The 11,688-nt window shown below is 68.0% G+C and carries 12 protein-coding genes; 6 read left to right on the plus strand and 6 right to left on the minus strand.

Annotation, left to right across the window (positions count from 1 at the left end):
* Positions 1-3: 3 nt before the first annotated feature.
* From ureG to GS4_RS17495, 6 genes are all read right to left on the minus strand, one after another.
* A complete protein-coding gene (gene ureG / locus GS4_RS17470; protein WP_007622987.1) occupies positions 4-693 on the minus strand; it encodes an urease accessory protein UreG in 690 nt (229 codons plus the stop codon).
* 109 nt (positions 694-802) lie between these two features.
* Positions 803-1,489 carry an urease accessory protein UreF gene (locus GS4_RS17475; RefSeq protein ID WP_007622989.1) on the minus strand — a complete coding sequence of 229 codons (687 nt, stop codon included), beginning with the start codon at positions 1,487-1,489 and terminating at the stop codon, positions 803-805.
* Positions 1,490-1,496: 7 nt separating this feature from the next.
* Positions 1,497-3,218, minus strand: a complete 1,722-nt coding sequence (locus GS4_RS17480) for an urease subunit alpha (RefSeq protein ID WP_007622991.1) — start codon at positions 3,216-3,218, stop codon at positions 1,497-1,499.
* Positions 3,218-3,523: an urease subunit beta gene (locus GS4_RS17485; RefSeq protein ID WP_007622993.1), complete on the minus strand. Its 306-nt coding sequence runs from the start codon at positions 3,521-3,523 to the stop codon at positions 3,218-3,220. The genes GS4_RS17480 and GS4_RS17485 overlap by 1 nt, the downstream gene beginning before the upstream one ends.
* Positions 3,524-3,617: 94 nt before the next feature.
* Positions 3,618-3,920 carry an urease subunit gamma gene (locus GS4_RS17490; RefSeq protein ID WP_007622995.1) on the minus strand — a complete coding sequence of 101 codons (303 nt, stop codon included), beginning with the start codon at positions 3,918-3,920 and terminating at the stop codon, positions 3,618-3,620.
* Positions 3,921-4,104: 184 nt separating this feature from the next.
* A complete protein-coding gene (locus GS4_RS17495; protein ID WP_040510917.1) occupies positions 4,105-4,542 on the minus strand; it encodes a PaaI family thioesterase in 438 nt (145 codons plus the stop codon).
* A 261-nt stretch (positions 4,543-4,803) separates the two neighbouring features.
* Between GS4_RS17495 and GS4_RS17500 the strand changes: the two genes are divergently transcribed.
* The 6 genes from GS4_RS17500 to GS4_RS17525 all read left to right on the plus strand — a co-directional run bounded on the left by GS4_RS17500 (position 4,804) and on the right by GS4_RS17525 (position 11,687).
* Positions 4,804-5,202, plus strand: a complete 399-nt coding sequence (locus GS4_RS17500) for a BlaI/MecI/CopY family transcriptional regulator (protein ID WP_040510918.1) — start codon at positions 4,804-4,806, stop codon at positions 5,200-5,202.
* 54 nt (positions 5,203-5,256) lie between these two features.
* The gene (locus GS4_RS17505) at positions 5,257-6,207 is read left to right on the plus strand and encodes a M56 family metallopeptidase (protein ID WP_007623001.1); all 951 of its coding nucleotides are present in this window, start codon (positions 5,257-5,259) and stop codon (positions 6,205-6,207) included.
* Between the two features lie 97 nt (positions 6,208-6,304).
* Positions 6,305-7,762: an NADP-dependent phosphogluconate dehydrogenase gene (gene gnd / locus GS4_RS17510; RefSeq protein ID WP_040510965.1), complete on the plus strand. Its 1,458-nt coding sequence runs from the start codon at positions 6,305-6,307 to the stop codon at positions 7,760-7,762.
* Positions 7,763-7,782: 20 nt separating this feature from the next.
* Positions 7,783-9,216 (plus strand): GMP reductase, encoded by a 1,434-nt coding sequence (guaB1, locus tag GS4_RS17515; RefSeq protein WP_007623003.1) that lies wholly within the window; start codon positions 7,783-7,785, stop codon positions 9,214-9,216.
* Positions 9,217-9,219: 3 nt separating this feature from the next.
* Positions 9,220-10,611, plus strand: coding sequence for a hemolysin family protein (locus GS4_RS17520; protein WP_007623004.1), 1,392 nt, complete (start codon positions 9,220-9,222; stop codon positions 10,609-10,611).
* Positions 10,608-11,687 carry a hemolysin family protein gene (locus GS4_RS17525; RefSeq protein ID WP_007623005.1) on the plus strand — a complete coding sequence of 360 codons (1,080 nt, stop codon included), beginning with the start codon at positions 10,608-10,610 and terminating at the stop codon, positions 11,685-11,687. The genes GS4_RS17520 and GS4_RS17525 overlap by 4 nt, the downstream gene beginning before the upstream one ends.
* Position 11,688: the final 1 nt, after the last annotated feature.

Consider the following 11,688-nt stretch of genomic DNA (forward strand, 5'->3'; position numbering starts at 1 on the left):
GCGCTACGGGGCGGCGACGGCCGCCGCGGCCAACTGTGCGCGAACCCAGTCGAGCACGTCAGTCGCCGATGGATCGTCGGTGAGCGAGATCAGGGCTGTCGGTCGTCCTTCTCGGACCTTCTCGGCATCGCGTCGCATCACCGAGAGGTCTGCGTTGACGCGTTCCGCGAGGTCGGTCTTGTTGACCACCAACAGATCCGAGAACGTGACCCCAGGACCGCCCTTCCGCGGGACCTTGTCCCCACCGGCGACGTCGATGACGAAGATCTGCACGTCGATCAGACCGGTCGAGAAGGTGGCGGTGAGGTTGTCGCCACCGGATTCGACCAGGATCAGATCTAGAGGTGGGTTCGCCGCCACCAGATCATCGATGGCGTCGAGGTTCGCGGTGATGTCGTCGCGAATCGCCGTGTGGGGGCAGCCGCCGGTCTGCACCGCGGTGATGCGTTCGTCGGGCAGCACCGCGTGACGGCGGAGGAAGTCGGCGTCCTCGGTGGTGTAGATGTCGTTGGTCAGCACCGCCACCGACAGTTCGTCACGCAGCTCCCGACACAGGGCTGCGACCAGTGCGGTCTTGCCGGAACCGACCGGACCACCGATCCCGATCCGCAGCGCCTCGCCGGGTTCGCGGTGTCGTCGCGGTCGATCGTGGTCGTGGGTGTGGGGCTGTCCGTCGATCAGATGCGGAGGCAACGGATCTCCTCTCCTCGGGTCGACCGGCACCGTGCCGGTCCTCAGTCGATGTGGTCGGTGAACAGATAGTCGGTGGTGGCCGGGCGGTCGGGGTGGACGGGATGGACGATCAGGACATGAACAGCGGCATCGGTCGACGTTCGTGGCGTTCGGCGAGCACGTCGAGGGCCGGGTCGCTGAGGTCGGCGAGTCCGACGGCCGCGGCGGCGGCAACCCGTTCACATTCCGCGCCGAGGTCGGCGATGAGGATCGCCACGTCGGCCGGGTCCAGTGCGAGCAGTCGTTGTCCGGCCGTCGCCGAGCCGCTCACCGTGGTGTAGACCAGCACCAGCGCGGTGTGGAACCCGGAGAGGCGGCACGCCCGCCCGACTGCCCCGGAGATCACCGGCAGGTGTGTGGTCGGTGCGTGCGCCGTCCAATCGCGCTCGGGCCACATCCGGCGGGCGAGGCGGGCCATCCCCCGTCCCTGCGCCAGCGACGCCTTGCGGGCGGCGGGCGACGGTGTCCGAGCGTCGGTCTCGACCTGTGCGCGACCGACATCGACGACATCGTCGGCAACCGCGGCGGCGATCGAGGCGGCCACCAGACCGCTGGTGGTCAGCCTCCGATGGAGATGGTCGGCCAACGAGGGCAGGCCACGGATCAGCCCGTCGGCGATCGCCTGCTCGACTCCACCGGAATGGACGTGGCCGCCCACCGGCAGCCGGGAGTCGGCGAGGGTCAGCATCATGGCGAGCGGTGAGTTCGCGTACCGCCCGGGATGTGCTCCCTCCGAAGGGATCTGCTCTGTGGTCATGGTGTGCTCAGAACAGGAAGTACCGCTGGGCCATCGGCAGTGACCCCACCGGCTCGGAGTCCCAGACCTCACCGTCGACGCGGACGGTGAAGGTGTCGGGATCCACCCGGATGTCGGGTAACGCGTCGTTGTTCGGCATGTCGGCCTTGCCGACCGACCGGGTGTCGGTGACCGCCACCAATCGACGGTCGAGTCCGAGTCGGTCGGCGAGCCCGTCGTCGAGGCCGCCCTGAGCGACGAAGGTGAGCGACGTGTCGGCGGCCGTCTTGGGTGCGGCGCCGAACATCGGGCGCGGCAACACCGGCTGCGGCGTCGGGATCGACGCATTCGCGTCACCCATCGCGGCCCATGCGATCGCGCCTCCCTTGATGACGAGCTCGGGTCGGACGCCGAAGAACGCCGGATCCCACAGGACGAGGTCGGCGAGCTTGCCGTCCTCGATCGATCCGATCTCGGCGTCGAAGCCGTGCGCGACGGCGGGACAGATCGTGTACTTGGCGATGTAGCGCTGAGCGCGGACGTTGTCGGCCGGACCGTCACCGGGCAACGGTCCGCGCTTGCTCTTCATGACATGTGCGGTCTGCCAGGTGCGCAGCACGACCTCGCCGATACGGCCCATCGCCTGCGAGTCCGAACCGATCATCGAGATGGCGCCGAGGTCGTGCAGCAGGTCTTCTGCAGCGATGGTCGACGGCCGGATCCGACTCTCCGCGAACGCCAGGTCCTCAGGGACCGTCGGGTTGAGGTGATGGCACACCATCAGCATGTCGAGATGCTCGTCGAGCGTGTTGACCGTGTGCGGACGCGTCGGATTGGTGGAACTGGGGAGGACGTTCGGACTCGCGGCAACCGTGATGATGTCGGGCGCGTGGCCGCCGCCGGCCCCCTCCGTGTGATACGCGTGGATGCTGCGACCGGCGATCGCGCCGAGCGTCGTCTCGACGAATCCCGCCTCGTTGAGGGTGTCCGAGTGCAGTGCGACCTGCACGCCGGTCTCGTCGGCGACGCGCAGGCAGGCGTCGATCGCGGCCGGCGTGCTCCCCCAGTCCTCGTGCAGTTTGAAGCCCGACACCCCCGCCCGAATCTGCTCGTGCATCGCGGCGGGGTTGACGGTGTTGCCCTTGCCGAGCAAGGCGATGTTCAGCGGCCAACCGTCGGTGGCGCGCAAGATCGACGCGAGGTGCCAGGCGCCGGGCGTGACCGTCGTCGCCTTGCTGCCCTCCGCTGGGCCCGTGCCGCCGCCGATCACGGTGGTGATTCCATTGCCGAGCGCCTCATCCATGATCTGCGGACAGATGAAGTGGACGTGGCAGTCGATGCCGCCCGCGGTGAGGATCTTGCCGTTGCCCGCGATGATCTCCGTCGACGGGCCGATCACGAGGTCGGGATGGACACCGTCCATCGTGTCGGGGTTGCCCGCCTTGCCCATCGCGACGATTCGACCGTCGCGAATCCCCACGTCCGCCTTGATGACCCCCCAGTGATCGAGGACGACGACACCGGTGATGACGGTGTCGGGAGCCCCCTCCGCGCGGGTCGCACGGCTCTGCCCCATCGACTCACGGATCACCTTGCCGCCGCCGAAGACCGCCTCGTCGCCCGCACGTCCGGGACCGCCGCTGCGATCCTCGGTGACCTCGATCAGGAGATCGGTGTCGGCCAGCCGGATCCGGTCGCCGACGGTGGGTCCGAAGAGTTGCGCGTAGCGGTCTCTGCCGAGTGTTGCCATCAGTCGAGCCTTCCCGGCGCGTCGAGGGTGATCCCGTACACCTCACGGGTCCCGCCGATCGGGACCAGCGTCACCGACATCTCGATTCCCGGCTCGAAGCGGACGGCGGTGCCGGCCGGGATGTCCAGTCGTCGACCGTGTGCCGCTGAGCGATCGAACTCGAGAGCGGCGTTGGATTGTGGGAAGTGCACATGACTCCCGACCTGCACGGGACGGTCCCCGGTATTGCGCACCTCGAGGGTCAACGGGTCGGCGCCCTCGTTCAGCTCGATGGTGCCGGCGACCGGGATGATCTCCCCCGGCACAGGTCCCGACCGTGCCGATGCTGCCGAGTCCCCGGGTCCCGATTCTGCGACGCGGGGGTGTGCATCGTCGCCTGTGACGTCCGACATGGGCCCCTCAACCGATCGGCTCGTGCACGGTGACCAGCTTGGTGCCGTCCGGGAAGGTCGCCTCCACCTGGACGTCGTGCAACATCTCGGGGATGCCGTCGAGAACGTCGGCGCGGGAGAGCACCTCCCGCCCGGAGGTCATCAACTCGGCGACGGTCCGACCGTCGCGTGCACCCTCCAGCACGTGGTCGGTGATGAGGGCGACGGCCTCGGGATGGTTGAGCCGCAGCCCCCTGGCCTGCCGCCGCCGCGCCAGTTCGGCGGCGTAGGAGATCAGCAGCCGTTCCTGCTCATGCGGCGACAGTCGCACCCGTACCTTCTCTCTCCGTCGGCCGTTGTACGACCACCGCCCGCCCGGGCGTAGCCGACATCCTGCCACGCGGGCCGTCGCCGGGCGCGGCGAGCGAATCCGATCGCACCGTCAGTTGCGGATCACGCACAGCAGCGAGAGCAGCACGGCGAGTGCGAGGTTCACCGGAAACGTCGGTCCGGGGTCAGGAACCGGTCGAGGACGCGGGGAGCTCGATGTTCTGCAGACGCACCTGAGATCGCGCGAGTGTCGCGCCGTCGTCGGCGACCATCTCGACGAGCCACAGCTGCTGGCGCCGACCCCGGTGGATCGGGGTGCTGCGTGCGGTCACCGTGCCCTCGCTGCGCGACTTGAGGAAGTCGGTGTTGTTGTTGACCCCCACGGCCGTGCCACCGATCCCGGTCTGCTGCAACCAGGTGTAGCCGCTGACGCTCGCGACACTCTCGGCGACGGCGCAGTACACCCCGCCGTGGACGATGCCGAACGGTTGATGGTGCGCCGCGGTGATCTCCAGGGTCGCCACCACCTCATCGCCGGTGACGCTCTCGAACCGGAGTCCTAGCCCCTGGTCGAATCCCATACCGAAGAACTCCGCTGCATCTCCACTGTCGATGTCCGTCATGAGAGCAAGACTGGCATGTGGCCCACCGACGGTGAGCCTCGGCCCTGACCTGCCCCGAGAAACCGATAGGCCCCACGTTCGCAATGAACGTGGGGCCTACCGTGGCGTGGACCGGGGGTCTCTGCAGCCCTCAGGACTCTCGCGCGGTCCGACGTGTCATTAATGTAGGCTAGCCTTACCAATCCTGTCAAGCGGCGGGAATACGGCGATTTCGAACACAGGTTGAGCGCTACATGGGCCGGCAGGGAAAGCAACGGTAAAATGCGAAGAATGAATGGACTCGGTGATCTCGAGCGCGCGGTGATGGACTCCCTCTGGGCCAGTCCCACACCGCAGACGGTGCGGCAGGTCCACGCCGAACTGTCCCGGGATCGGTCACTGGCGTACACCACCGTCATGACCGTGCTGCAGCGTCTGGCAAAGAAGAGCCTGGTCACCCAGATCCGTGACGACCGTGCGCACAAGTACGTGCCCACGCATCCGCGTGAGGACCTGGTCGCGAGCCTGATGGTCGACGCCCTCAGCGAGGCCGACGCCCCGGGTTCCCGGCATGCCGCGCTGGTCTCGTTCGTCGGTCGAGTCGGAGCCGACGAAGCAGCCGCTCTGCGGAGCGCGCTCGATGAACTCGAAGCCGCCCGGGGTTCGACGGACTCCGGATAGATTCGGGTCCGATCCACCCACCGCATCACCAACAGCCCACGCAAGGACCGCTTGATGACAGCCCTGCTCTTCGGGATTCTGACGCTGGTGCTCATCGGCCCGGCGCCGGAGGCCCTGTCGCGGGCTCGATGGCCGCTGCGCGCACCGCGCGCTGCCATGACGCTCTGGCAGGCCATCGCACTGGCCGCTGTGCTGTCTGCGTTCAGCACCGGACTGGCCATCGCGGCCAATCTGCTCGCGCCCGGTCCCGACGGTGCCCCCACCACCAATCCGCTGGCCGAGATCGACCGCATGGGTCTGCCTCTCTGGCTGATCTGTGTCGGCGTCTTCGCCCTCACCCTGATGGTCGGCGCCCGACTCTTCTACACCGGCATCCGCGTCGGGTTCCGCACCCGCGCACGTCGCGCCGTCCACCGACAGTTGATCGACATCCTCGATCGCTGTGACCGGACCGACGCGACCCACCCGTTGTTCGCCCGCGACGTGCGGATGATCGATGTCGCACAACCCCTCGCCTATTGTCTGCCCGGACTCCGGCAGCGGGTGGTGGTCAGCGAGGGAGTCGTCACGCGTCTCTCCCGCGACGAGCTGACGGCCGTCATCGCCCACGAGCGCGCCCACCTGCGGGCACGACACGACCTGGTGCTGGAGGCGTTCATCGCTCTACACGAGGCTTTCCCGCGCGTGGTCCGCAGCCATTCCGCCCTCGGCGCAGTCGAGTTGCTCGTCGAGGCTCTCGCCGACGACCAGGCCGTTCGCGCGACGGCTCCCACCACCCTGGGACGCGCCCTGGTCGCGTGCGCCGACGCCGTGGCCCCGCGGGGCGCGATGGCCGTCGGCGGTCCGACCACGTTGGCCCGTATCCATCGCCTGACGCGCGGACGGCCGGCGCCGTGGATCGCCGTCACCGCCTACGCGGCCGCGGCCGCGATCCTGGTCGTGCCCACCCTGGCGGTGGCGATCCCCTGGCTGACCGAGCTGAGTCGACTGATCTCCGCGGCGTGACACAGTCACGCCTGCACCGAGGCAGCGAGTCGGTCCGGTCGAGTTCGGGTATCCACCCCGACCATTCGCTCACCCGGAGGCCCTAGGCTTGGGAACCATGAACACCGTCGACACCTCCTCTGCGTCCGGCAGCGCCCAGATCGGGGTCACCGGCCTCGCGGTCATGGGCTCCAACATCGCCCGAAACTTCGCTCGGCACGGACACACCGTCGCCCTGCACAATCGCAGCATCGCCAAGACCGACGCCCTGCTGGAGAAGCACGGTGACGATGGGTCCTTCGTACGGACCGAGTCGATGGCCGAGTTCGTGGCCGCGCTCGAGAAGCCACGGCGGGTGCTGATCATGGTCAAGGCCGGCGACCCCACCGATGCCGTGATCGAGGAACTCGCCAACCTGATGGAGGAAGGCGACATCATCATCGACGGCGGCAACTCCCTCTACACCGACACCATCCGCCGCGAGGCCGCGATGTCCAAACGCGGACTCAATTTCGTCGGCGCAGGTATCTCCGGAGGAGAGGAGGGGGCGCTCAACGGACCGTCGATCATGCCCGGCGGGCCCAAGGAGTCCTACGAGTCCCTCGGCCCGCTCCTCGAGTCGATCTCAGCACATGTCGACGGGGAACCCTGCTGTACCCACATCGGCCCCGACGGGTCGGGCCACTTCGTCAAGATGGTCCACAACGGCATCGAGTACGCCGACATGCAGCTCATCGGTGAGGCCTACGACCTGATGCGCAAGGCGCTCGATCTGCCGGTGTCGAAGATCGCCGACGTCTTCCGCGAGTGGAACTCCGGCGATCTCGACAGCTACCTGGTCGAGATCACCGCCGAGGTGCTGTCCCAGGTCGACGCCGAGACCGGCAAGCCGCTCGTCGACGTCATCGTCGATGCCGCCGGCCAGAAGGGCACGGGCCGCTGGACCGTCAAGTCCGCCCTCGACCTCGGCATCCCGACCACCGGAATCGCCGAAGCGGTCTTCGCGCGGGCGCTGTCGAGTGCCACCGACCAGCGCAAGCAGGCCCAGGGGTTGGCCTCGGGCACCCTCGCCGCGGCCCCCACCGACACCGACACCTTCATCGCCGACATCAACAAGGCGCTCTACGCGTCCAAGGTGGTGGCCTACGCACAGGGCTTCGATCAGATCGCCGCGGGCAGCGAGGAGTACGACTGGGACGTCCATCCCGGCGACCTGGCCACCATCTGGCGCGGCGGCTGCATCATCCGCGCCAAGTTCCTCAACCGCATCCGCGATGCCTATGCCGAGAACCCGGAACTCCCCAGTCTGCTGCTGGCCCCGTACTTCCGCGACGCCGTGGAGAACGCGGTGGACAGTTGGCGCCGCGTGGTCGCGACGGCCACCACGCTCGGCATCCCGGTCCCGGCGTTCTCCTCGTCGCTGTCGTACTACGACGCGCTGCGGAGCGAACGCCTGCCCGCCGCGCTCACCCAGGGACTCCGCGACTTCTTCGGCGCGCACACCTACCAGCGCGTCGACAAGCCCGGCACCTTCCACACCCTGTGGAGCGAGGACCGGTCGGAAATCGAAGCCTGACAGGAGCGTTCACCCACATCGTGAGATTCCTCGAGGGCCATCGGCCCGCCCATGACCTGACCTACGACGATCTGTTCATCGTGCCCAACCGGTCCGACGTGACGTCACGTTTCGACGTCGACATCTCGACGCGGGACGGCAGCGGCACCACCATCCCGCTGGTGGTGGCGAACATGACCGCCGTCGCCGGCAAGCGGATGGCCGAGACGGTGGCCCGCCGCGGTGGGTTGGTGGTCCTCCCCCAGGATCTGCCGATCGCCGCCGCGCAGGCGTCGATCGCCTTCGTCAAGTCCCGTCATCTGATCGCCGACACACCGGTGACGTTGACCCCGGAGAACTCCGTCGCCGATGCGCTGACGCTGCTGCCCAAGCGGGCACACGGACTCGCGGTGGTGGTCGAGGACGGTCGGCCGATCGGTGTGGTCACCGAGAAGCTGTGCCGCGACGTCGACCGGTTCACGAGGGTCCGTGAGGTCCTCGATCCGGACATCACCACGATGTCGGTCCACACACCGCCACGTGAGGTCTTCGACGCGGTCGGCGATCGACATGTCGGTCTGGCGATCCTGACCGACGACGACGGTCGGCTCGCCGGGGTGTTGACCCGCGTCGGCGCGCTGCGGCACGGGATCTACCAGCCGAATGTCGACCAGTCCGGGCGTCTGCGGATCGCTGCGGCGGTCGGCATCAACGGTGACGTGGTGGGCAAGGCACGTGCCCTGGTGGAGGCCGGAGCAGATCTGCTCGTCATCGACACCGCACATGGCCACCAGGAGAAGATGTTGACCGCGTTGTCGGCGCTCGCCGAGAGCGATCCGGGCGTGCCGATCGTGGCGGGCAACGTGGTGTCGGCGGACGGCACGTTGGATCTCGTGGAGGCCGGTGCGTCGATCGTGAAGGTCGGGGTCGGCCCCGGCGCGATGTGCACCACCCGGATGATGACCGGGGTCGGCCGACCGCAGTTCTCCGCGGTCGCCGAATGTGCCGCCGTGGCACGCGAACACGGCGCCCACGTCTGGGCCGACGGTGGCGTCCGCCATCCTCGGGACGTCGCTCTGGCGCTGGCGGCGGGCGCGTCGAACGTGATGATCGGTTCGTGGTTCGCGGGTACCTACGAGTCCCCTGGCGACCTCCATCGGGACTCGGACGGCCTCTACAAGGTGGGGTTCGGGATGGCATCCAAACGTGCGGTCGCCGCCAGGTCGGCGGGCGACGGCGCGTACGACCGTGCCCGCAAGGCGCTGTTCGAGGAGGGCATCTCGAGTTCGCGCATCCAGCTCGATCCGGAACGCCCCAGCGTCGAGGACCTCATCGACCACATCTGCGCAGGCGTACGCAGCACCGCGACCTACACCGGTGCCCGCAGTCTGGACGAACTCCACGATCGGGTGGTGCTCGGCGTCCAGACGACGGCAGGCTTCGCCGAAGGACGCCCGTTGCCGGGCGGGTGGTGACGGGTGGAATACCTCGTCTATGCGGCCGGACTGATCGGGTTCGTCGCACTGACCCTCGGCACGGCGTTGTTCGTCGCAGCCGAGTTCTCGCTCACCGCTCTCGAGCGATCGACCATCGCCGACGACGTGGCCACCACCGGCGACCGTCGATCCCGATTGGTCGAGCGAGCGCATCGCACACTCTCGTTCCAGTTGTCGGGCGCGCAGCTCGGCATCACCATCACGACGCTGATCACCGGTTACATCGCCGAACCGGTGCTGGCACATCTGTTCTCACCAGCGCTCGAGGCGATCGGCCTCGGTTCGTCGGCGGTGTCGGCGGTGTCGCTGATCCTCGCTCTGGTGATCGCCACCTCGTTGTCGATGGTCCTCGGCGAGTTGATCCCGAAGAATCTGGCCATCGCCCGCCCGCTCGCCGTCGCCCGCGCGACCGCCGGTCCGATGACGTTCTTCTCCGCGGTGTTCGGATGGGCGATCAAAGGCCTCAACGGCTCGGCCAACTGGGTCGTACGACGGCTGGGCATCGAACCCGCCGAGGAACTCCGATCGGCGCGGTCGCCGCAGGAGTTAGTCTCGCTGGTCCGGACCTCGGCGCAGCAGGGATCGATCGACGCCGACACCGCTGCGCTGGTCAACCGCTCGCTGAGATTCGGTGAGCTGACCGCCGAGGACCTGATGACGCCCCGGGTGACGGTCGAGTGCCTCGACCGCGAGGACTCCGTCCGCGACCTCGTGATGGCGTCGTCCCGCACCGGGCATTCCCGGTTCCCGGTCGTCGTCGACGGCGACCTCGACGACCTGATCGGCGTCGTCCACATCAAACAGGCCTTCACCGTCAGCCCCGAGCGTCAGGCGCAGACCCCCGTCGCATCTCTTGCGCGGACCGTCGCACGCGTCCCCACCAGCCTGGACGGCGATGCACTGATGGAGCAGATCCGGGCCGACGGCATGGAGGTCTGCGTCGTCATCGACGAGTACGGCGGCACCGCCGGCATCGTGACCACCGAAGACCTCATCGAGGAGATCCTCGGCGACGTCACCGACGAACACGACAACGAGCGTGCCGACGTCCAGGTGGACGGGGACGGCTATCTGTGCGCGGGCCTGCTGCGCCTCGACGAACTCGCCGACGCGATCGGCTATCGCGCGCCCGAGGGGTCATACGACACCCTCGGCGGCCTCCTCATGTACGAACTCGGCCGGATCGCCCGCGTCGGCGACTCCGTGGATCTGCCGCAACGACTGCCCACGGTCGAGTCCGACGACGACGACGAGTTCGCAGCCGCGGGCGATCCGGAGTGGAAGGCGATCGTCATGCAGATGGACGGTCGACGGATCGACGTGGTGTCCCTGCGTCCGCGATCCTCCGGCGTCGGATCGGACGACGAGTCATGAGCGGGGACATCTGGGGCGTCGTGCTCGCGCTGGTGCTCCTCGGCGGCAACGCGTTCTTCGTCGGCGCCGAGTTCTCCCTCATCTCCGCGCGGCGCGATCGCCTCGAAGCACTGGAAGAGAGCGGCAAACGCCGTGCCCGCACCGTCATCCGCGCGGGTGAACGGTTGTCACTCATGCTCGCGGGAGCTCAACTCGGCATCACGATCTGCTCGATCCTGCTCGGCCGGGTCGGTGAACCCGCGGTGGCCCACATCATCGAGGAGCCCCTGCACCTGGTGCACGTGCCGGACGCGCTGTTGCACCCGATCTCGTTCGCCATCGCATTGTCACTGGTGGTGGTCCTACACATCCTCATCGGCGAGATGGTGCCCAAGAACATCGCACTGGCGGGTCCCGAGTCGTCCGCGATGCTGCTCGTGCCGGTGCACCTGGCCTTCATCCGTCTGGTGCGGCCGCTGATCGCCTTCTACAACTGGACCGCGAACATCTCCCTGCGTCTGCTGCGGGTGACGCCGAAGGACGAACTCGACAGCACGGTCTCCACCGGCGAACTCGCCCAGATGATCGGTGAGTCGAAGCAAGAAGGTCTGCTGGACGCCGAGGAACACGAACGGCTCACGCGCGCGCTCGTGTCGGTGGGTCGCGCCGTGACCGAGGTGATGATCCCGCTGGAGGAGATGCGCAGTGTCGACACCCAGCGCAATCCGAGCAGCGGTGGCAGCGGCCCGACACTCGGCTCCGTCGAGGAGGCGGTGTCGGAGACGGGGTTCTCCCGATTCCCGGTTCGCGGCTCCGACGGCACATTCACCGGCTACCTGCACCTCAAGGACGTCCTCGACGAGATCCTCGACGAGCGGATCGGTCCGTCGACGATCATCGGCGTCGACAAGATCCGACCGTTGCCGGTCATCGCGTCGACGACCCTGCTCGACGAGGCGACCGGCGCGCTCCGACGCACGAGTTCGCATCTCGGCGCGGTCGTCGACGACAACGGGCGGACCATCGGCATCGTCGCGCTGGCCGACCTGGTCGAGGAGTTCGTCGGTACGGTCCGGGACGAGACCCATCGGGTCTGAC

Origin of the sequence: Gordonia soli NBRC 108243 (assembly GCF_000334455.1) — a bacterium.
GTDB classification, from domain to species: Bacteria; Actinomycetota; Actinomycetes; order Mycobacteriales; family Mycobacteriaceae; genus Gordonia; species Gordonia soli.

Excerpts from the sequence above, each read along its gene's own strand:
- GS4_RS17495 (WP_040510917.1), bottom strand. The coding sequence starts at position 4,542 with ATGACGGACATCGACAGTGGAGATGCAGCGGAGTTCTTCGGTATGGGA.
- gnd (WP_040510965.1), top strand. The coding sequence starts at position 6,305 with ATGAACACCGTCGACACCTCCTCTGCGTCCGGCAGCGCCCAGATCGGG.
- GS4_RS17505 (WP_007623001.1), top strand. The coding sequence starts at position 5,257 with ATGACAGCCCTGCTCTTCGGGATTCTGACGCTGGTGCTCATCGGCCCG.
- GS4_RS17500 (WP_040510918.1), top strand. The coding sequence starts at position 4,804 with ATGCGAAGAATGAATGGACTCGGTGATCTCGAGCGCGCGGTGATGGAC.
- GS4_RS17480 (WP_007622991.1), bottom strand. The coding sequence starts at position 3,218 with ATGGCAACACTCGGCAGAGACCGCTACGCGCAACTCTTCGGACCCACC.
- GS4_RS17475 (WP_007622989.1), bottom strand. The coding sequence starts at position 1,489 with ATGACCACAGAGCAGATCCCTTCGGAGGGAGCACATCCCGGGCGGTAC.
- GS4_RS17525 (WP_007623005.1), top strand. The coding sequence starts at position 10,608 with ATGAGCGGGGACATCTGGGGCGTCGTGCTCGCGCTGGTGCTCCTCGGC.